At 71.2% G+C, this 21039-nt stretch carries 17 protein-coding genes; 6 read left to right on the plus strand and 11 right to left on the minus strand.

Annotation, left to right across the window (positions count from 1 at the left end):
- Nucleotides 1-248: 248 nt before the first annotated feature.
- The 4 genes from ACT4N7_RS11215 to ACT4N7_RS11230 all read right to left on the minus strand — a co-directional run bounded on the left by ACT4N7_RS11215 (nt 249) and on the right by ACT4N7_RS11230 (nt 7325).
- On the minus strand, nt 249-623 hold the full coding sequence (locus ACT4N7_RS11215) for a hypothetical protein (protein ID WP_444828595.1): 375 nt from the start codon (nt 621-623) through the stop codon (nt 249-251).
- 22 nt (nt 624-645) lie between these two features.
- A complete protein-coding gene (locus tag ACT4N7_RS11220; protein ID WP_444828596.1) occupies nt 646-2532 on the minus strand; it encodes a type VII secretion-associated protein in 1887 nt (628 codons plus the stop codon).
- A 28-nt stretch (nt 2533-2560) separates the two neighbouring features.
- Nucleotides 2561-6553, minus strand: coding sequence for a type VII secretion protein EccCa (eccCa, locus tag ACT4N7_RS11225; RefSeq protein WP_444828597.1), 3993 nt, complete (start codon nt 6551-6553; stop codon nt 2561-2563).
- An 85-nt stretch (nt 6554-6638) separates the two neighbouring features.
- Entirely contained in the window at nt 6639-7325 is a 687-nt protein-coding gene (locus ACT4N7_RS11230; RefSeq protein ID WP_444828598.1) for a hypothetical protein, read from the minus strand.
- 132 nt (nt 7326-7457) lie between these two features.
- On the opposite strand from ACT4N7_RS11230, the gene eccD reads away from it, so the two are divergent.
- Together eccD and mycP are read left to right on the plus strand one after the other, a co-directional pair.
- The gene (gene eccD / locus ACT4N7_RS11235; protein WP_444828599.1) at nt 7458-8849 is read left to right on the plus strand and encodes a type VII secretion integral membrane protein EccD; all 1392 of its coding nucleotides are present in this window, start codon (nt 7458-7460) and stop codon (nt 8847-8849) included.
- Nucleotides 8850-8865: 16 nt separating this feature from the next.
- Entirely contained in the window at nt 8866-10305 is a 1440-nt protein-coding gene (gene mycP, locus ACT4N7_RS11240) for a type VII secretion-associated serine protease mycosin (protein ID WP_444828600.1), read from the plus strand.
- 1 nt (nt 10306) lies between these two features.
- On the opposite strand, the gene ACT4N7_RS11245 is transcribed toward mycP, so the two are convergent.
- From ACT4N7_RS11245 to eccB, 3 genes are read right to left on the minus strand one after another with little or no spacing between them, the layout of a single operon-like run.
- Nucleotides 10307-11437 carry a WXG100 family type VII secretion target gene (locus ACT4N7_RS11245; RefSeq protein WP_444828601.1) on the minus strand — a complete coding sequence of 377 codons (1131 nt, stop codon included), beginning with the start codon at nt 11435-11437 and terminating at the stop codon, nt 10307-10309.
- 8 nt (nt 11438-11445) lie between these two features.
- Nucleotides 11446-11799, minus strand: coding sequence for a type VII secretion target (locus ACT4N7_RS11250; protein WP_444828602.1), 354 nt, complete (start codon nt 11797-11799; stop codon nt 11446-11448).
- 40 nt (nt 11800-11839) lie between these two features.
- On the minus strand, nt 11840-13465 hold the full coding sequence (gene eccB / locus ACT4N7_RS11255) for a type VII secretion protein EccB (protein WP_444828603.1): 1626 nt from the start codon (nt 13463-13465) through the stop codon (nt 11840-11842).
- Nucleotides 13466-13839: 374 nt separating this feature from the next.
- Between eccB and eccE the strand changes: the two genes are divergently transcribed.
- From eccE to ACT4N7_RS11270, 3 genes are all read left to right on the plus strand, one after another.
- Nucleotides 13840-15024: a type VII secretion protein EccE gene (gene eccE, locus ACT4N7_RS11260; protein ID WP_444828604.1), complete on the plus strand. Its 1185-nt coding sequence runs from the start codon at nt 13840-13842 to the stop codon at nt 15022-15024.
- Nucleotides 15025-15187: 163 nt separating this feature from the next.
- Complete coding sequence (locus tag ACT4N7_RS11265; RefSeq protein ID WP_444828651.1) at nt 15188-15856, plus strand: hypothetical protein; 669 nt, start codon at nt 15188-15190, stop codon at nt 15854-15856.
- A 263-nt stretch (nt 15857-16119) separates the two neighbouring features.
- Nucleotides 16120-17697 carry a S8 family peptidase gene (locus ACT4N7_RS11270; protein WP_444828605.1) on the plus strand — a complete coding sequence of 526 codons (1578 nt, stop codon included), beginning with the start codon at nt 16120-16122 and terminating at the stop codon, nt 17695-17697.
- 62 nt (nt 17698-17759) lie between these two features.
- On the opposite strand, the gene ACT4N7_RS11275 is transcribed toward ACT4N7_RS11270, so the two are convergent.
- Genes ACT4N7_RS11275 through ACT4N7_RS11290 form a run of 4 tightly spaced genes read right to left on the minus strand, consistent with a single transcriptional unit; the run spans nt 17760 to nt 20057 of the window.
- Nucleotides 17760-18548, minus strand: coding sequence for a hypothetical protein (locus ACT4N7_RS11275; RefSeq protein WP_444828606.1), 789 nt, complete (start codon nt 18546-18548; stop codon nt 17760-17762).
- Between the two features lie 9 nt (nt 18549-18557).
- On the minus strand, nt 18558-18872 hold the full coding sequence (locus ACT4N7_RS11280) for a hypothetical protein (RefSeq protein WP_444828607.1): 315 nt from the start codon (nt 18870-18872) through the stop codon (nt 18558-18560).
- Nucleotides 18873-18885: 13 nt separating this feature from the next.
- The gene (locus ACT4N7_RS11285; protein ID WP_444828608.1) at nt 18886-19626 is read right to left on the minus strand and encodes a hypothetical protein; all 741 of its coding nucleotides are present in this window, start codon (nt 19624-19626) and stop codon (nt 18886-18888) included.
- The gene (locus tag ACT4N7_RS11290) at nt 19623-20057 is read right to left on the minus strand and encodes a hypothetical protein (protein ID WP_444828609.1); all 435 of its coding nucleotides are present in this window, start codon (nt 20055-20057) and stop codon (nt 19623-19625) included. Before ACT4N7_RS11290 ends, ACT4N7_RS11285 begins: the two co-directional genes overlap by 4 nt.
- A 357-nt stretch (nt 20058-20414) precedes the next feature.
- On the opposite strand from ACT4N7_RS11290, the gene ACT4N7_RS11295 reads away from it, so the two are divergent.
- On the plus strand, nt 20415-21038 hold the full coding sequence (locus tag ACT4N7_RS11295; protein WP_444828610.1) for a NucA/NucB deoxyribonuclease domain-containing protein: 624 nt from the start codon (nt 20415-20417) through the stop codon (nt 21036-21038).
- Nucleotide 21039 lies beyond the last annotated feature (1 nt).

A 21039-nucleotide genomic window follows, 5' to 3' on the forward strand; every position in this document is an offset into this window, starting at 1 on the left:
GAGTGACCCCCTGAGTTAGTGGTTAGGGCGTACGCCCTTTTTCGTTCGTACGCCGCTTACGACGATGACCCTGCCAGGTTTGGTTCCACCTCGGAGCCGGTTGGTCTGAGGTAGTTGCTCCAGTAAACGCCGAAATCGGGAACCCGCAGGTCAGGTGGCCTACCACAGCGCGATGACACCCGATCGGGTTCACAATGGCGAACCGGTGGGCGGCGATCGATCGACGCCGATGTGCGAATGCACGCGTTTCAGCCGCGAAACAGGATCCGGTGCTGCGAGAAATCCTCGTCGTCATCGTCCTGACCGGATGGTGCGGGGGCGGGCGGCGCGGGCGCGGCGACCAATTCCTCGTCGGGCGGGAACTCGTCCACCGCGAAGCCGTGGTCGCGGCGCCAGCCCTCGGCCAGCGCGCGCTGCGCCGGGTCGGTCAGCTCGTCCGGCTCGACCTGGGCCCGGCCCTCGCGCAGCGCGCCGGACAGGTCGTTGGTCTCCCGGTGAAACGACGACGCCTGGTCGTGGGCCTCGGCCGCGGCCCGCCGCGAGCGGGTGACCGCGGCAGCGAGTTCGGCCCGGAACCGGGCGACGGACTCGGCGAACCCCTGGTTGGGGCCGTTCATCGACATGCCCGCCACCTCCACCTGCGCATCAGCCCGCGACCACCATCGAGCGAACCACTGTGTCACACGCCCGCTGGACCCGGTCCCGGCCGGACTCGGTGTACTGGCAGCCGACGCTGACCTGGGCCGTGCCCTGGAACAGGACATACCAGTCGACCGTCGCGGTATCCAGCGTCTCCCGGTAGTACACGACGTCGCGGCCCGCGAAGCTGGCGCGGTCGGCGAACCCGGAGAACTCGCCGCCGCCCGCCTCGAAGTCCCGGCGCAGCTTGTCCACGGCGCGGGGCCGGTCGGCGTCGCTGTCGAAGCTGAGCCGCTTCTCCTCGACTAGCACCAGGTCGGCGCCCTGCTCGGCGCCCGCGGGCTTGATCTCGGAGCGCAGCAGGGCCGCGTTGGCGCCGGTCTGGGTCCAGCCGTCGGGCAGCGTGAAGCGGTACTCGTACTGGGCGATGACCCGGCCGGGGTCGGCGGGCTTGTCGCGGCCGAGCAGAACGACCAGGGACACCGCGGCCGCCGCGACGACCACCACCGCGGCCGCGGTGAGCGCGATGGCCCGACCGCGGCGTGACCGCGCGGCAGGTGCCTGAGGACGAAGCGGGAGTGCGCCGGACGACTGCGGTGGGCCCAGCGGCAGCGGGCCGGAGGGCTGCGCGCCCGGCAGCGGGCCGAACGGCCGCGGACCCGATGGCGGCACGCCCCGCGGCAGCCTGCCGGAATGCTGCGCCTGCCCGCGCACCACCGGCATCGTCAGCTCGGCGGCGAGCACGCCCGAGGCGGGCACGGTGCGGTCCGCGGCGGCCACCGAGTCGGCGCGCAGGACGCCGGTGTTGTCCGGCTCGACGGCGACCGCGCGCAGCGCGCCGCGGGCCACCACGGTCTCGGGCTGGTCGAGGGTCACCGGCACCACGCCCGTGCGCTCCGCGACGAGCTGCGCGACCAGCGGGATCCGGCTCGACCCGCCGACGAGGAAGATCCCGGCGAGCTGCGCGGGCACCAGGCCCGCCGCGTGGATGGTGGCCTGCGTCAGCTCGACCGCCCGCCCGATCGGGGCCGCGATCAGCCGCTCCAGGTCGGCCCGGGTGAGGTGGGCGTCGGGGAACGGCGACGGCAGCGGGACGTCGGCGTAGGTATGCCGGGACAGGGTCTCCTTGGCGCCGCGCACGTCCTGACGGAGCACCCGCCTGCGCCGCCGGTCGGGCAGGTCGCGGCCCTCGACGAGCGCGCGCCAGGCGTTCGGGTCGCCGCCGGACACCGCGGCGCCGATGTGCTCCATGAGCAGTTGGTCGATGTCCGCGCCGCCGAAGGTGGGGTCGCCGCGGGTGGCGAGCACGGTGAACGACGGCGGCCGGGGGCCGGGCGTGGTGCGCACGACGCTGACGTCGACCGTGCCGCCGCCCAGGTCGAGCACCGCCAGCGTGCGGCCAGCGGGCCCGGTCGGCGCCGGGTAGCTCGCCGAGTGGAACACCGCGGCGGCGACCGGCTCGGGCACCAGCGTGATCCGCCCGGCCAGCCCGGCGGCGGCCTGGCGCAGCACCTGGGTGCGGGTGCCGCCCCAGTCGGCCGGGTGGGTCAGCACGAGCTGGTCGACCTGCCCGCCGCCGACCCGGCGGGCCTCGGACACCGCGCGGCCCAGCACCGCGCGGAACACCGCACCGACCGGCAGCACGGTGTCGCCGAGCAGCAGCTCGGCCTCATCGATGCGGCGCTTGGGGTTCGGCTCGTAGCGGGACGGGTCGAGCGCGGCCTGCCGGTCGGCCTCCTGGCCGACGAACAGGGTGCCGTCCGGCGCGGCGTACACCGCCGAGGACAGCAGCGGCTGCCCGTCGACCACCACGACCTGCGGCTCCCTGCCGTGGACGGAGACCGCGACACACGTGCTCGACGTGCCGAAGTCGACTGCCACTCGCAGCGCCACCGTTGTCTGCCCCTCGACCGCCGCTCCCTCAGTCCGGCTGGATCCACGCGACGTGCATCAGCGCCTGGCCGACCTTGCGACCGACCAGCGTGCCCCGGCCGGGCGGCATCGCGGACCCCTTGACGGTGCCCAGCAGGGCGCCCTCGTCCTTGTTGCCGCTCATCACGATGCCGGGGCTGGCGATCTCGCGCAGCTTGCCCAGCACCGGGTCGAACATGGCCCGGCTCGCGCCGCCGGAGCGCCGCGCGGTGATCATGTGCAGGCCGACGTCCTTGGCCTGCGGCAGGAACTCCGCGAGCGGCTGCAGCGGGTTGTTGCCCTGCGGGGCGACCAGGTCGTAGTCGTCGACGATGACGAACAGCTCGGGCCCGGTCCACCAGGAGCGGTTGCGCAACTGGTCCTGGGTGACGTCCGGGCCGGGCAGCCGCTTGAGCATCGAGCCGCGCACGTCCCGGATCATGTCGCCGAGCTGGTTGGACGAGACGGCGTAGCCGAGCAGGTGATCGGTGTTGACGAAGCCGAGCATCGTGCGCCGGTAGTCGACCAGGATGATGACCGCTTCCTTGGGCGTGTAGCGGTCCATGATGCCGCGCACGATCGTGCGGATCAGGTTCGTCTTGCCGGACTCGCCGTCGGCGAAGGCCATGAAGTGCGGCTCCGCGTCGAAGTCGAGGTACACCGGGGCCAGTTCGTTCTCGTCCACGCCGATCGGCACCATCTTGGTGTCACGGCGGGTGTCCTGGACGAGCAGGTCCTCGTAGGGGAACAGGTCGGGCAGCAGCCGCACCCGCGGCGCGGACCGGCCGCGCCAGGCGGCCTTGATCCGGGCGACGGCGTCCTGCACGCCGCCCGCCACGTCCTCGGTGTTGCTCGACCCGTCGATGCGCGGCAGGCCGGTGAGGAAGTGCAGCTTGTCGCGGGACAGGCCGCGGCCGGGGCGCCCGGCCGGGATGTTGACCGCGACCCGGCGGTCCACATCGGACTCGCTGGGGTCGCCGAGGCGCAGCTCGAACCGGGTGCCGAGCAGATCCTTGAGCGCGGGCCGGATCTCGGCCCAGCGGTTGGCGGCGGCGATGACGTGGATGCCGTAGGACAGGCCCTGCGCGGCGAGGTTGACGACCTGCATCTCCAGCGCGTCGAACTCCTGGCGGAAGTTGAGCCAGCCGTCGACGACGAGGAAGACGTCGCCGAACGGGTCGTCCTGGATCTCCCCGCGGCGCTTGCGGTTTCGGAAGTCGGTCATCGAGTCGATACCCAGGTCGCGGAAGCGCTGCTCGCGCTCGCCGACCAGGCTGGTGACCTCGGCGACCATCCGGCGGACCTTGTCCGGGTCGATCCGGCCCGCGACGCCGCCCACGTGCGGCAGGCTGTCCAGCGTGCCGAGCGTGCCGCCGCCGAGATCGAGCAGGTAGAACTGCACTTCCTGGGCGGTGTGCGTGAGGGCCATCGACATGACCAGGGTGCGCAGCATCATCGACTTGCCCGACTGCGGGCCGCCCGCGATCGCGGCGTGCCCCGCGGCGCCGGAGAAGTCGGCCCACAGCAGGTCGCGGCGCTGCTCGTAGGGCTTGTCGATGATGCCCAGCGGCACCTGGAGCCTGCCGTTGCCGTAGAAGCCGACCGGTGAAAGGCCGCGGTCCTCGGTGGGCTGCAACGGCGGGAACAGGGTGTCGAGCGAGTTGGGCTCGTTGAGCGGCGGCAGCCACACCTCGTGCGCGGGCGGGCCCTGGCCGACGAGCCGGGTGACGATCACGTCGAGCTCGCTGGCCTCCTGGCCGCCCTCGGGCTTCTTCTCCTCCTTGGGCGCCTCTTCAGGCTGCTCGGGCTCCTTGAGGATCTCCACGTAGTCCGGCACGAACAGCTTCGCGCGCCGGTCGCCGGTGACCGCGGCGGCGGGCCCGGCGGCCTGCATACCGGCGGGCCGGTAGGGACCGGACACATAGGACGCCTTGAACCGCACCATCGTGCTGGTGTCGAACTTGAGGTAGCCCGATCCCGGGATGGACGGCAGCTCGAACGCGTCGGGCACGCCGATCGCCGCGCGCGACTCGGCAGCGGAGAACGTCTTCAGGCCGATCCGGTAGGACAGGTGCGAGTCGAGGCCGCGCAGCTTGCCCTCCTCCAGCCGCTGCGAGGCGAGCAGCATGTGCATCTGCAGCGACCGGCCCAGCCGCCCGATCGCGACGAACAGGTCGATGAAGTCGGGCTTGGCCGAGAGCAGCTCGGAGAACTCGTCGACCACGATGAACAGCGCGGGCAGCGGGTCGAGGTCGGCGCCGTTCTCGCGGGCCTTCTCGTACTCCCACACGTTCTTGAAGTTGCCGCCGTTCTTGAGCGCCTCCTGGCGCCGGTTCATCTCGCCGGCGAGGGCGTCCTTCATCCGGTCGACCAGGGTCAGGTCGCCCTGCAGGTTGGTGATGGTCGCGGCGACGTGCGGCGCGCCGTCGAGGCCGAGGAAGGTCGCGCCACCCTTGAAGTCGACCAGGATGAAGTTGAGTGTGGTCGAGGAGTGCGTGGCGAGCATGCCGAGCACGAGCGTGCGCAGGAACTCGGACTTGCCCGAACCGGTCGCGCCGATGCACAGGCCGTGCGGGCCCATGCCCTCCATCGCGGCTTCCTTGATGTCCAGCTCGACGGCCTGGCCGAACTCGCCGACGCCGAACGGGACCCGGTAGCGGTCGCGTACCGGCCGGGGACGCCACGCCTGCTGCACGTCGAAGGTCATCGGGTCGCCGGGGATGCTGAGCAGCTCAAGCAGCGTCGGGTTGGACAGCAGCGGCTCCTCGTCGCCCGAGTCGGCCGCGGCCGCGCCGAGCCGGTACGGGGACAGCTTGCGGGCCAGCGCCTCGGCCTCGGCCACGCTGAGCGTGTCGGGGCGGGCGAACCACTCCACACCGCTGGCGCTGCGCGCGCCGAGCCGCTCCTCCTCCACCACGAGCCGCAGGCCGCGGCGGGCGGTGAGGTTGCCGAGGCAGTCGGACAGGTCGACCAGCGTGACGCCGACCAGCCCCTCCTCCAGGATGATCTGCTCCTCGCGGGTGACTTCGCCGTCGTCGATGACGATCACCACGTGCGGCTGGTCGGGCTGCGGCGGGGCGTTGCGGGTGAACCGCTGCCGGTCGCGCAGCTCCTCGTCGAGCCACTGCTCGATCTGCGCGAGCGAGCCCGCCATCATCCGAAGCTGGCCGATGCCGTCGAGCAGGGTCGGGTGCTGGGCGTGCGGCAGCCACTTCGCCCACTCCCACTCCTGCTTTGCCTTGCCGGAGGTGACGACCGCGATCAGCACGTCGTCGGGGGTGTGGAAGGTGACGAGCTGGGCGAGCAGCGCGCGGGCGAGGCCGCGGATCAGCTCCTGCTCGCCGGAGAGGCCGACGGCGGCGAACCCGCGGATGGCGACCTGGATGGGCAGCTCGGGCACGATCGAGTGGGCGCGCACGAACCGGCGCAGCGCCAGCGTGGCGATCGGCTCCAGTTCGTCGACCGGGCCGGTCTGCGGCGGGACGAGCCGGGTGGCCAGCCGCTGCGAGCCGCGGCCCGCGCGCAGGTGGCAGAAGTCGGCGTCGGCCTGTCGGCGCTCCCACATCCGCCTGCTGGTGGCGATCGACCACAGGGCCTGCGGGTCGGGATGGGTCCACTCCAGCGACGCGCGCTGGTCGAGGGCGGCCTCGCGGGCGCGGTCGCGCATCTGGCCGAGGTAGCGCAGGTAGTCCTTGCGGTCCTCGTTCATCTCGGCCTTCTTCTGGCCGCCGCCCCGCCCGCCCATGCCGCCCGCCATCATGCCGACGGTCGACATCAGGAACATGCCGCCGAAGAGCAGGGACGTGGGGTTGCGCCCGCCCACGACGAACATGAACGCCATCATGCCGATGGACGCCACGATCATCACCGCGGGCAGCAGCTTCATCACGATGTTGCCCGGGATGACCCGCGGCACCTCCGGCGGCGGCTCCAGGTGCACCTCACCGCCGGGCTGACGGGGCGCGGACAAGCGGGGCGAACGCTTGAACTGCAGCGTGCTCACCGGGCGGACACCTCATTCACTCGACTGCGACCGCCAACGAGGCGGCAGTAGGAAACTACCCAACACGACCGTCGGCGTCGGCCGGTTAAGCCGAACGGGCGTGTCGGTCACCGACGAGCATCCCCAACACCGACACCAGGAACAAGGCGGCGAACACCAGCGACACCGGGGTGCGGCCGCTCACCGCCAGGAAGTAGGTCAGCGCGACCGAGGCCGCGACCACCGCGGCGCCGACCGCGAACCTGGCTGGGCCGGTCGCGCTCGCGCCGACCAGCATCACCACCGCGGCCAGCAGGAACAGGCAGCCGAAGACCAGCGAGGACGGCTCGCCTCTGGCCGCGACGAACGTCACCGCCAGCACCCCGAGCCCGCCGACCACCGCGGCCAACGGCACCCAGCGCACCAGGTCGCGGCCGCTGTCCGCGCCGACCCGGCCGCCGAACGTGAGCCCGAGCGCGCCGACCAGTAGGAACAGCCCGAACACCATCGAGTTGGGATTTCGGCCTGCCAGCACGAAGGCCACGCCCGCCATCGCCACCGACGCACCCGCGAGGACCAGGCCGAGCCCGAGGCGCGGCGCGAACGCGGCGCCCGCCGGGCTCCACGCCATCGCGGCAGTCGCGACCAGGTAGACCACTCCGGGCAGCAACACGACCGGGTCGCCGTCGGACAGCGTGAACAGGAAGACCGCCACGCCGACAGCCGCCACACACAACACCGCGGGCAGCAACTTTCCCACGGTGCCGCGCTGATCCCCAACCGACTCGACCACTACTGACTCCCTGTCCCCGACGACTTGACGGAACCGCCGCACTCGCCGGGACCGGTGCGGCCATACTAGAGCTGGCCCCGGGAGCCCGGGAGCCGAATCGGCGGACCTGTGGACAACCCAAGGGGGCAGGCGGTGGCAACCGGTACGACCGTGTTCAGCCGGGTGACGGTGGTCGCGCCGAGAACGCGCATCGACGTCGCGCTGCCGGCGGACGTGTCAGTGGCTGACCTGTTGCCGATGCTGCTGGAGATGGCGAAGGAGGCCACTCCCGACGGCGGCGCGCGACACGGCGGGTGGTGTCTGGCCAAGCTCGGCGACAACCCGCTGGACCCGAGCCGCACGCTCGGCTCGCTCGGCATCGTCGACGGCGACATGCTGCAACTCCGCAAGCGCGCGGAGAACCCGCCGCCGCCGCTGTACGACGACGTCGTCGACGCCATCGCCGAGTCGTCGCCGGATAGCTACCGGCCGTGGACGAAGGCGACCGCCAACCGGATCGGGCACATCGCGGGTGCGATCGCGCTGATCACCGGCGCCCTCGCGGTGCTGATGGCGGGCCCGATGTGGGGCGGCGGCAACCTGGGCCCGGCGATCACCGCGGGCGCGGCCGCGGTCGTGGCGGTCACCCTGGGCGCGGTCATCGCCCGCGCGTACGACGCGCGGACCACGGGCGTGCTGATCGCGGCGGCGGGCGGGCTGCCGATGGCATTCGTCAGCGGCCTCTCGATCGTGCCTGGCTATCCGGGCCGGGCGAGCCTGCTGCTGGGCTCGGCGCTGGTGCTGATCGTGGCGTCGGCGTCGATCATGCTGATCGGCGCGGGCATCACCACCTTCGTCGCGGCGGGCACCGCGGCCACCCTGGGCGTGATCGCCTTCTCGGTCGCCACGCTGATCGCGCACCCGGCGGCGGGCATCGCCGCGGGCACCGTGGCCGTCGCGCTCGGCGCGCTGTCGGTGCTGCCCCGGCTCACCATCCAGCTCGCGCGGCTGCCGTTGCCGAACGTGCCGGGCAGTGCCGAGGACCTCAAGGAGGACACCGGCTTCCCCGACTACCGCTCCATCGAGCGGCGCGCGGGCCTGGCGCACGAGTACATGACCGGCATGATCATCGGCTGTGGGGTCGCGGGCGCGATCGGGGCGATCGTGTCGGCGAGTTCGCCGACGGTGTGGGGCGTCATCCTGGGCATCGTGGGCACGGTGGTGCTGCTGCTGCGCGCCCGTACCTACGCCAACGGCAGCCAGGCGATCGCCCTGCTGGCCACGGGCATGCTCGCCGCGGGGGGCATCCTGGTCGGCTGGCTGTTCACCATGGACACCGCGGGCAGGCTGCTGTGGGTGTTCGGCGCGCTGGTGCTGATCGGCGTCGCGGCGCTGGTGCTCGGCGTGATCTTCCCCGAGCAGCGGTTCTCCCCGCCGCTGCGGCGCACGGTGGAGATCATCGAGGCCATCTGCATCGCGGTGATCCTGCCGATCGCGCTGGCCGTGATGGATCTCTACGCCACGCTCCGAAGCGTCACGTTCTAGAGGCAGGCGATACCGAGTGCGTACCACGAGCAGGCGGATCGCGGCGGTCATCGGGGCAGCCGCCCTGGTGATGGCCGTTCCGGTGACCCCGGCGGCCGCCCAGCAGGACGGGACGCAACTCCCGGACTCCATGGCCAAGCCGCCGCCGCTGCCCGCGGACACCCCGGTCCCCAGGGGCACCGTCCCCGACCTGCCCTACACGCTCAAGAACCAGTGCATCGGCGCGCTCAACAACGGCGGGACCGACCTGAGGAACATGCCGTGGGGGCAGAGCCAGCTCCGCTTCGACGAGCTGCACAAGTTCGCCACCGGCGAGGGGCAGCTCATCGGGGTGATCGACACCGGCGTCCGGCAGCACCCGTTCTTCGAGAACCGGCTCCGCGGCGGCGGCGACTACGTGATCGCGGCCGACCAGGGCATCCGGGACTGCGACGGTCACGGCACCGAGGTCGCGGGCATCATCGCGGCCAATCCGCCCAAGGAGTCCGGGCTCGCCTTCAAGGGCATCGCCCCGGCGGCGCAGATCTTGAGCATCCGCCAGTCCAGCGGCAACTACGTCGCCAAGCGGCCGACGCCGGAGGAGCCCGAGGGCAGGGAGTCGACCGCGGGCACCCTGGAGACGCTGGCCCAGGCGGTCGTGTCCGCCGCCGACCAGGGCGTCCGGGTGCTGAACATGTCGGTCGACAACTGCCGTCCGGTCAGCCTGGGCACGATCACGGGCGCGGAGCGGCAGTTGCAGGCGGCGCTGCGCTACGCGTTCGAGGAGAAGGACGTCGTGTTGGTCGCGTCGGCGGGCAACACCGGCGAGAACGGCTGCCCCGACCAGCGCAACGGCGAAGACCCGAACCGGCCGACGCACATCGTCACCCCGCCGTGGTTCTCCGACTACGTGATCTCGGTGGCCGCCATGGACCGCAACGGCGACCCGGCGCCGTTCTCGGTGCAGGGCCCGTGGGTCACCGTGGCCGCGCCCGGCACGGAGATCATCTCCCTCGACCCGGTCAGCAACGGGCTGGCCAACCTGCAGGAGATCGACGGCAAGCGCAATCCCATTCAGGGCACCAGTTTCGCGGCGCCCTACGTGGCCGGGCTGGCCGCGCTGATCCGGCAGCGCTTCCCGAACCTCACCGCGAAACAGGTGACGGAACGGATCAAGATCACCTCGTCGCACCCGGCGGCGCCCGGCGGCCGCGACAACCTGGTCGGCTGGGGCATGATCAACCCGATCGGCGCGCTCACCACGGTGATCCCGGCCGAGCAGGGCGCCAAGGGCGACGACGAACTCTTCATGGAGATGGCGCTGCCCGCGGCCGAGGTGAAGAACTGGGCTCCGATGCAGGTGGCGATCATCGGGTCCAGCGGCGGGGTGCTGGTGCTGCTGCTGACGTTGTTCGTCGTGCACACCGTGCGCAGGAACCGGCCAGGAGCCAAGCCCGAACCGCGCGGGATGGCCTGACCTACTCTTCGCCGACGACCGGCGGCGAGGTCTTGGTGGGTTTGCCGAAGATGTCGGTCGGGTCGGCGACGACGCGGCTGCGCGTCTTGTGCTCGACGTCGCCGCTCTGGCCGCCCATCGCGCCGCCCATGCCCATCATCGGCATGCCGCCGCCCAGGCCGCTGCCACCGCCGGACGCGCCCGATGCCGCGGGCGCACCGCCCGCGGCGGGCGCCAGTCCCGCGGCGCGGGCGGGCCCGGCCTCGCCCGCCGTGACGTAGGCGCCCGGCTGCAAGACCGGAGCCGGGGTGTCGCGGGCACCGCCCGTGCCGATCGACCCGGTACCGCCGCCACCACCGCCTGCGCGCAGGGCGTCGACGGCGGGCGCCGGGTCCGCGCCCGGCACCTGCGCCGGGACCACCGGCAGGTCGACCTTCGCCGCCCAGTTGTCCTCGGGGAACGTGTGCGCCATCGCGACCGGCTCGAACACCTTCGACCCGTCCATCCCCTCGCACAGCCCGACCAGGGCCTCCAGCACCTGCCGGACCGACTCGAACAGTTCCTTGGTCGGCCGCCGCATCGCGTCGAGGTGCTGGCGGGTGCGGTCGTCGCCCTGCGCGGGCATGGCCATGGCCTCCGACGCGGTCTCCGCCGTCTCGGCGAGCACTCCGGCGAGGTCCTGCACGATCTTGCGGATGCCGTCGGCGGTCTCGTCGAGGATCTCGCCCATGGCCGTCATGGCGTCGGACATGTCGTGGCCCGCGAGGCCGACCCGGTTCATGTACTCGATGAACGAGTCGGCGTCGGCGCCCTGCCAGGCGCCGTCCAGCCCGCCGAGCGGCTTGGTGAGGCCGTCGGAGACCGCTTCGGCGCGCGCGCCGACCGTGCGCCAGCGCTCGGCCTCGGCGTGCATGTCGCTCCAGCGGCCCACCACGGGCGCGAAGTACTCCTCGACCGGGTCCGGGATGCCCAGGTCGGCGCAGAGCGTGCTGAGGTAGTCCAGGTGGTCCGCGATGTCGGCCTCGATGTCGGAGCCGTCCGGGCCGCCCTCGGCCTGGCCAGTCGGCGGCATGCCGCGCTCGTCGTCGCGGGCCGACGCGAGGCTGACCTCTCCCTCGCGGGCGACATCCGGGTAGGTCTGTCGAGTGTTCACCGGGTCCCCTACTCCTGGCCGCTGCGCTTGATCGCCTGCGCGCCGTCACCGTCGGACACGCGGTACTTCTCGGCGACCTGGGTGAGACTCCCCGCGGCCGACTCCAGCGCCTCGACACCCCGGGTGAGCTGGTCGCGCAGCACCTCGGCGGCCCGGCCGTAGGCGTCGGCGATGCGGACCGTGCGGCCGAGCGCGCCGAATGCGTCACTGCTCAGCGAGCCGGAGCCGAGCACGTCGGCGCTGGTGGAGAGCTCGTCGGCGCTCTCGGCGACCTTCTTCGCGTACCCGCTGACCCACTCGGGATCGACTCTGATGGCTGCCATGGGCTGACGGACCTCCTCGGCGACGGGCACCCTGGTCACCCTGTGACGGTAGGGGACGCGCGCCGGTTCCGCCGACAGGTCAGCCGCCGCCCTGCCCCTGGCCCCCGGCGGGCGCCTGCTGGGCGGGCGCGAACTGGCCAGGCGCGACCGGCACGGTGTCGTAGGTCTGGACCACGTCCCGGGTGTTCAGCGACGCCCCGTTGGGCAGCAGCCGCATGATCGCGTCGGGCGCCGGTCGCTGATCGGACAGGCCCAGCGCGGCGGCGGTGCGCGCGTCCGGGACGCCGAACTTCACGCCGCGGTCGGAGACCAGGTAGATCGGGCCGGTGGCGAAATCCTGCCGCGACGTCGCGCCGCGCACGACCGCGGCCTTGCCGGGGGGCAGGTAGAAGTGGTCGAGCCGCTGGCCGTCGGCGCTCGGGCTGCTGATGTTCACCGTGATGGGCTCACCCGACGGGGCGGTCGGCAGCGGCAGCCTGGTGCCGATGTGCACCTCGGTGTGCTCGTCGGCGTCGCGGCCCTCGCCGACGATGTTCCAGCTCAGGCAGGCCACCGGGTAGTTGACCGGGCTCAGCGCCTCGGGCACCACCTGCGGGAAGCTGCTCTCGTCGATCACCGCGAGCTGCGGCGCGGCCTGGATCTGGTCCGGCCGCACCAGGGTGATCGCCGCGCCGCCCGCGGTGGCGGTGAAGCGGATCAGGTCGGCGGTGGTCTTCTTGATCTGCTGCACGCCGCCGCGCAGGATCACGAAGTAGTCGAACTGGCCCGCGCGCTCGATCTGCACGACCGAGCCGATCGGCAGGCCGTTGATGTCGACCTCGCCGCGGTCGCCGCTGTCCTCGATGGTGGGCGACTGCAGCGGGCGCGCCTCCGGGATGGCGTTGAGCAGGCCGGTGGTGATCTGCCGGATGGTCGAGTCCTTGAGGTTCAGCGCGGACCGGATTCGGGTGTTGGTCATGTCGACCTTGGCGCGCACCGTGTTCGCGTTCTTGATGTTCGCGGTCGCCGGGGTGCGGTAGACCAGGTAGACGGTCTTGTCGAGCGCCTGGACCAGCAGGGCCTCGTCGACCGCGAGCTCAGGGCCGAGTTCGGTGATGCCGCCAGCCACCGTGGTCTCGATCTTGTTCTCGTCCGCCGGGTTGTTCAGGCTGCGGTCGAGCTTGTACTCGTCGCACACCGCCCAGTCGCTATCGATCCGCTGGTTGGCGCCGGGGAGGAACTGGGGCCCGTCCTGAATGCCGGTGAGCCGCTCCCGGGTGATGCCGACGAGTTTGTCGTCCGGGATGACCTCGGGCTCCGCCGGGCCCTGGTTCGCCCCGCCCTCCTCGGTCTGGCTGCCGGGCTGCTGCGAGCCCGGGTTGCTGCGGGCGAGCAGCAGCAGCCGCGCGGAGGCCAGGTTGAACGTCGGGACGAGCACCTTGCCCTTCGGGGTGTTGGCGAACAGCACGTACACCGCGCCGGAGGGCTTGGCGATGATGATGCCGTCCTTCTCGGGGGCCTTGGGCGCCGGGCTGAGCAGGCCGAAGATGAGGAACCCGATGACGCCGACCGCGGCGATGCAGACCCCCACCATCGTGGCCCGCGAATGGGTCCGCATCGGGTCGTGCAGCATCACGGCGTCCTTGCGGACCAGCGCCGACTGCATCCTGCGCAGCACGAAGCGATACGCCTGGACCTGAGACTTGGTAGTCGGTGTTGATGGCATTCTCGGCTCGCAGCTCTCCCCGTCGCGGTACGGTTTCGCAGGATAGCCGTACGGCGGTTGCCGTATGTGGGTTCTCCACCAACCGGGGGTAAACCCCGCGCGCCCAGGCCGCCGAGCAGCACCGATGAGGGGAAGAGAACGAGCGGATGTCCGTGACCACTCCTCCGCGACAGGGCATGACGCCACCGCCGGGACAACCGCCGCGGCCAGGTGGGCCGGGCGGGCCGGGAAGACCCGGTGGGCCAGGCGGACCCGGTGGGCCGCCCGGACCTCCCGGGCGACCGCAGGCCGCCGGGCCGCAGCCGCCCACGGGTCCGCAGACCAGGGTCTCCGCGCGCAGACGCAACCGTGGCTCCAGCCTCGGCACGCTGCCGGTGTCCAACCTGGTCGTGCTCGAACTCGGCGTCGCCATCGGGCTGGTGCTGCTGGCCATCGACCTCGACCTCAAGTACGTCGGCGTCGGCATCGCCGCCGTGGCGCTGGTGGTGGCGTTCCTGCGGTGGCGCGGCCGGTGGTTCACCCAGTGGATCACCGTGACGGCGCGCTACACCGTCCGCGGGCACACGCGGATCACGTCGCCGCCGAGCCCGGTGACGCTGGAGGAGTTGGCCGCCGACGACGGCGCCACGGTGACCGGGCCGGACGACCCGCGGGTCAACCTGCTGCGCCTCGCCGTGCCGGACCTCGTGGTGGCGCACGGCGTCGACCACGAGCACCGGCCGCTGGGGCTGGCCTGGCACGAGGGCACCTGGACCGCGGTGCTGCTGGTCGACCCCGCACCCGCGCTGGTCAGCCAGGTCGGCTCGACGCCGAGCCTGCCGCTGGGCGCGCTCGCGCCGTGTCTGGAAGACCGCGGGGTGGTGCTCGACGCCATCCAGGTCATCTGGCACTGCTACCCGGGCAGCGCGGCGCTGCCGCCGAACTCCCCCGCGCTGGCGTCGTACTTGGAGGTGTTGGGCCCGCTGCCCGCCGCGGCGCGGCGCACCACGTGGGTGGCCGTGCGGATCGACCCGCGGCGCTGCCCGGCGGCGGTGCGGGAACGCGGCGGCGGCGTCGTCGGCGCCCACCGCGCGCTCATCGGCGCGCTGTCGCGGGTGCGCAACGCGCTGGAGTCGCGCGGCGTGCCGACCCGGCCGCTGGACCCGGACGAGTTGCTCAAGGCGGGCATCTCCTCGGCCGAGTTGACCGGTGTCGCGGGGTCGAACACCCGCGTGTCGCTGCGTGAGCGGTGGACCGGCGTCACGGCGGCGGGCATCGGCCACGCCAGCTACGCGATCACCGGCTGGCCCCAGGGCAAGCTCGCGAACAGCCTCAACGCGCTCACGGGCGTGCGTGCGCTCTCGGCCACCGTGGCGATGTCGATCTCGCCGGGCAGCGACGAGGGCAAGGTGGGCCTGCGCGGACTGGTGCGGGTCAGCGCCCGTAACCCCGACGAGCTCGGCCTCGCCGACGAGCGGCTGACCGCGATCTCCGACCGGCTCGGCATCACCCTGACCCCGCTGCGCGGGCTGCAGGTCGCCGGGCTGGCCGCCACGCTCCCCTTGGGAGGACAGGCATGAGCGAGCTTGCGAGCGAATCAATGCCACCGTACGACCTTGCGAGCGAGTCACTGTCACCGTGCGACCGCGAGCGGCAACACCGAGTCTGTGAGGGATTGTCGTGAGTGGCTCCAGCAGGCTTTTGGACAGCCAAACCGCCAATGCGGGAATCGCGCCCGAGTTCATGGTGTCGGCCGAGATGCTCGACGCGATCAGCCCGTCCGGCGATCGCGGCGGCATGGTGCTGGGCTCCGGCATGCAGGGCGAGCCGCTGACGATCTCCGCGCTGCGGCCGGCACCGACCAGGATCGTGCTGGTCGGCGGGCTCTACCTGGCGCGTCAGGTGGCGTTGCGGGCGATGGCGGTCGGCGCGTGGGTGGTCGTGGCCACCGGCCGTCCGGCGGCCTGGCAGGTGCTGCAGAAGGCGGCGGGCGGCGGCCCGGACGGGCGGCCCGCGCCGCTGGTGCAGATCCGCAGGCTCAGCCCGGTGGAGCTGCCGCGCCCGTCGGAGGACGGCCCGCTGCTCGTCGTGCACGACGGCGGCCCGACCCCGCAGGAGCTGTTCCCGCCGCGGTCGCCGTGGCAGACCACGGTCTACGTGCTGCCGTACATGCACCCGCAGGCCGGGGCCACCGCGAACGCGGCCGACCTGGTGCTGGTGCAGCGGCTGCCGGTGGGCCAGGCGCAGCTCGCCGCGCGGATCTGGCGGCTACCGCCGCCGATGGTGCAGCAGTTGACGACGCTGGCCGACGACCAGGTCGTGGCCCTCGGTCGCAACCTGTGGCGACCGCTGCGACTGGTCACCACCCAGAAGGAGCAGCAAATCCTCGGCCCGGTTCGCCGCGGCGACTGATCTTCGGCGCAGGTCGAGCCGACAGCGCCCGATACGCCCGAACAGCGGTATTCGCTACGCCGAATGTCCTAATTCATTACCAATCGCGGACCAACTGTTCAAAAGTCGAGCCCGCCAAACAGGCCAGGTCTCTTGCCCGACCGATTCCCGTTGACCAGTGTGGGTTTTGTTCGCGCGGACAACTTCAGCAGCACCTCCAAACAGCACGCGGCCCAGACGTGAGGGCTTGACGCCGTGTGCTCCCTGCAAAGGAGTCTGTGCAAATGGGAATGTCTCGCGCTAAGTCGCTTCGGCGACTCGCCGGGGTGGGGCTAGCCACCATGGCGACCATCGCGGCCGGAGTGACTCTGGTGACGCCTGCGGCCGCCGCCGAGGGCCAGATCCTGGGCGCCGACCGGGCGAACGTGATCCCGGGCAGCTACATCGTGGTCTTCAAGGACGGCGTGCAGGCGCAGGGCGCCAGCGCCGACGCGCTCGCCGCCAAGCACGGCGGCAAGGTCACCCACCGGTACTCGACGGCGGTCAAGGGCTTCTCCGCCACGATGACCGAGCAGCAGGCCAAGCAGCTCGCGGCCGACCCGCAGGTCGCCGCGGTCGAGGCTGACCAGACCATGCGGATCTCGGTCGACCAGCTCAACCCGCCGTCCTACGGCCTGGACCGCATCGACCAGCGCAACCTGCCGCTGGACAACAAGTACTCGTACTCGACCACCGCGTCGAACGTGAACGCGTACATCATCGACACCGGCATCAACATGACCCACAGCGACTTCGGTGGTCGTGCGGTCAGCGGTCGGGACACCGTCGACAACGACAACGACGCCTCCGACTGCAACGGCCACGGCACGCACGTCGCGGGCACCACCGGCGGCGCCGCGTACGGCGTGGCCAAGGGTGTGCGGCTCATCGGCGTCCGGGTGCTCAACTGCCAGGGCTCCGGCACCAACGCGGGCGTCATCGCGGGCATCGACTGGGTGACCGCGAACCACGTGAAGCCCGCGGTCGCCAACATGAGCCTCGGCGGCGGCGTGTCCACCACGCTCGACCAGGCCGTGCAGCGCTCCATCGCGGCTGGCGTGACCTACGCCATCGCGTCCGGCAACTCGAACGCGAACGCCTGCAACTTCTCGCCCGCCCGTACGCCCGAGGCGATCACGGTCAACGCGAGCGACCGCAACGACGCCCGCGCTTCGTTCTCCAACTTCGGCACCTGCACCGACATCTACGCGCCGGGCGTGAGCATCACCTCGGCGTGGATCGGCGGCAACACCGCGACCAACACCATCAGCGGCACCTCGATGGCCACACCGCACGTCGCGGGTGGTGCGGCGCTCTACCTGGCCGCCAACCCGACCGCGACCCCGCTGGCGGTCCGCAACGCCCTGGTGGCCGCGGGCACGCCGAACAAGATCACCAACCCGGGCACCGGCTCGCCGAACGTCCTGCTGTACACCGGTTCCGGCACCACCCCGCCGCCCCCGCCGCCCCCCGGCTGCGCGGCCGTCACCAACGGCACCGATGTCGCCATCCCGGACGCGGGCGCCGCGGTGACCAGCTCGATCGCGATCTCCGGCTGCACCGGCAACGCGTCGGCGACCAGCACCGTCGCGGTCAACATCGTGCACACCTACCGCGGTGACCTGGTCATCGACCTGCTCGCCCCGGACGGCAGCTCGTACCGGCTGAAGAACTCCAGCGGGAGCGACTCCGCCGACAACGTCATCGCGACCTACACGACGAACGTGTCGTCGGAATCCGCGAACGGCACCTGGCGCCTGCAGGTCCGTGACGTCTACTCGGTCGACACCGGCTACATCAACAGCTGGACCCTCGACCTGTAATCGGTAAGCACGCAAACGAATGCCCCGGGTGGCCACCCGGGGCATTCGTTTGTGTGCGGGAACTACCTGGCCAGTGACCAGTCCGCGTCGCCGTCGCGCACCGTGCCGTCGCTGTAGCCCGCGGCCAGCGGGTCCGGCCACTTGCCGCCGGGGAAGAAGCTGGCGTCGATGGTCTCGCCGTGCAGCACGATCATCTGCTGGGCCTGCGCGGCCAGCGCGGCGGTCAGGGCGCCGACCGCGGCCCAGATCAGCGCGCTGTTCACCCCGGCCTCCTCGACGATGATCGCCGCGCCCGCCCAGGAGAACACGGCCGAGCCGAACGCGGCGATGGCGGCCACCATGGCCACGATGAACTTCACCAGGATCGCCCCGATGGCGACGTAGAACACCAGCCCGGCCGCCGCGCTGATCTGCAACGCTGTCGCGGTCTTGTCCGCGATGACGGAGAGCTTGTTGGCCGCGTCGCCCTGGGGCTTGATCTGGGCCTTGTAGGCGGTGGCCGCGCTGCCGCTCCACACCTGGCTCGCGGGCATCGCCTCGGGCTTGAGTTGGCCGGTCACCCCGTTCGCGATGCCACGGATGTCCTGCCAGTCGAAGGCGTACTTGAAGAAGTAGACCGGCGCGGCCACCCCGACCAGCACCTCTTTGATCTTGTTCCAGATCCAGGTCGCCAGCTCGGTGATCTTCTCCGCGCACCATCTGATCGCGTCTTTGATGAATCCCGGGATGTACCAGTGGTCCATCGCCGCGTTCGCCGCCTGCGGCACCTCGCCGATCTTGCCGGACAGGTCGTTCATCCCCTGGTTGATCTTGGTGACGACCTCGTTGAACTGGGCCTCGCTGAACGTCATGACCGGCTCCTAGTAGATGTTCTCAAGCTTGTGCACGTTCGCGGCTTCTTCCTGCTCATAGGTGTCCGCGACCGTGCGCAGCGTGGTGCCGACCTCGGTCATCCGGTCCCTGCCCTCGTTGGACCGGGCGATGACCTGGTCGAGCACGTCGGCGTAGGCGTCGAAGATGACCTGGAACAGGCCCGCCTCGATCCGGGTGAGCCGCAGTCCCTCGGCCTTGGGCCCGATCGTGCCCATGGCGGTCGACTCGGTGTCCCAGTACTTGGCGTCGGCACGCAGCGCCTCGATCGCGACCTTGATCTGGTCGGCGGTGGGGGTGGACATGCGGGGCGTCCTTTCAGTCGGCGAGCCTGCGGGGGTCGTTGAGCAAAGCCATGGCCTCGGCGAGCACCTGGTCCATACCGTTGTTCGGCGCGGGCTTCTCGGCGTTGGCCGCCAGGTCCGCCTTGGCGGCGGCGAGGGCCTCGCCGAGCGCGTTCATCAGCCGCGCGGCGGTCTGCTCGCCGACCCAGTGGGCGTCCGCGCTGCACGAGGTCAAGCCGGTCGTGGACAGCACGATGGTCAGCTTGCCGCTGCGGTCCATTCCGGTGCCGACGCCCCGGGCGGCGGATTGCGCGGAGAACACGTCGATGTTGTCGAACGCCTTGATCACCTGCTCGGACAGGTCACCGACCGGGCGGGCGGGGATGTCCTCGGCGTCGGGCTTGCGGAACGCGGGCGGAATCCGGCCCTTGTCCGGCGCGCCTGTCAGGCCGCCCTTGAGCTTGTCGACCCGGTCCTGCCAGCCGTCCTCGGCCAGCGCGGAGGTCCACGCGGACAGCCGTTCGCCGATGGCGGCCTGGAACGCCTCGACCACCGCGCCGCCGAAGGTTTCCGGGCCCATCTTGCGCTCCCACTCGGTGTCCACCCGGAAGGTCGTGGGCAGCCCGTCCGGCCCCAGCGTGACGTGCACCGACTTGGTCGGATCCGCGCCCTCGGACTCCCGTGGCGCGTGCTCCTGTGCCCCGGCGACCAGGTTCTGCAGGGCGGTGGCGTAGCGCTGCATCTGGGCGAACTGCGCCATCATGTCTTCGATCATCGGATTCCCTGTCCTGAGTCACTTGCGCCAAGACGTGGCGCGGACGCGCGCCTGACCTCCAGGGCGATGGGCACAGCCAACACCCAGGCGAACGCGAGTTGTAGTGCGACACCGGGCGCGGTCGCCACTTGGACGAAGGCCAGCAGACCCACGCCCGCCATCGCGAGGGTGAGCAGCCCCAGGAAGACCACCGGTAGCAGCCGCGACACCCGGGCGGCGAGCAGCACGACGACCATGGCGGCTATCAGCAACACCATCGCCACGACCACGACGGCGACCCAGCCGCGTTGGCCGAACAGCGCCGGGTCGGGCGTCGTGGCGGCGCTGCCGGACCACACCAGCAGAGTCGCGCCCAGCAGCACCTCGGCCATCAACGCACAGGTCAGCGCGGTGTACCGCTGCGCCCTGGACTTCCGATCGGCACCGCTCACGCCCGCTCCCGCTTCACCTGGACCCGCCGCGACCGCCGGATCGCCGGTTCGACGCAGCGATACTCCCGCTAGTTCCGGCTGACCGAAAATCCATGCGCCAGCACCCGTTCGCGCGCCTTGCCGATCTCCTGAGGTGGTGGTTGGGAGATCCTCCCCTGCGCAGACGGGGGGCAACCCTGGCCACCGGCAGATGGCAACGGGTCGGCGAACATCACGCGGCCCGAGCCGGTGAGAACTGTCGGTGCTCCATGCGACACTCAAAGTGGCCAATCGATCGACCCAGTCGCGGGTCGGCCACGACCCGGCCCCACGGCGAGTCCACTCGGATCACGCCGACCACTGGGAGGGGACGCCGCTGTGAGCACCAGGACCCGTGGGAGCGTACGAAGAAGGCTCATCGCGATTGCCGCGTTGGTCCTTGTCATCACCCAAATACCGGTGATCCGAAATACTGCTGTCGATATTCCGGTCATCGGCGGGGTGGTCAGCCGGGTCCCCGCAGTTGTTGAATTATTTGCGGGTGAAGCGAACGGAATGGCAGTGCCAGGCCAGTGGAAATCACACGTGGAGAACTGTCTGCCGGTCACGATCAAGAGAGAAAAACGTTGTGGCGACCTGCCCGTCCTCCCCGTGGATGCCAATGTCACGCCCTACATCGCGCACAATGTGAGCGCCGCTTGGGCAAATGGAGCGTCCGCAATGCTGACCTTGATGCGATCGAAGGCCGACGCCAATCGGGCCAACGCGCTCGCGGGCCGTGTACGAAACTTCAGCAACACGAGCCTTGACGAGTACCCTATGGCGACGACCGCCGAAGGCGGTAGAGGTGCGCGGGTTGAAGAGGTGCCGGAACGTGAAAACAGCAGTCAGGGCGGAACAATGAACACGTTCTACTACGTGAACAAGATGAGCGACGGCGACCAGTTTCTTGTGGTCATTATCAACCCGCGAGAAATCGCAACCTACGCTTACCAGGGATAGG

It is taken from the genome of Actinokineospora sp. (assembly GCF_052390155.1).
Taxonomy (GTDB): Bacteria; Actinomycetota; Actinomycetes; order Mycobacteriales; family Pseudonocardiaceae; genus Actinokineospora.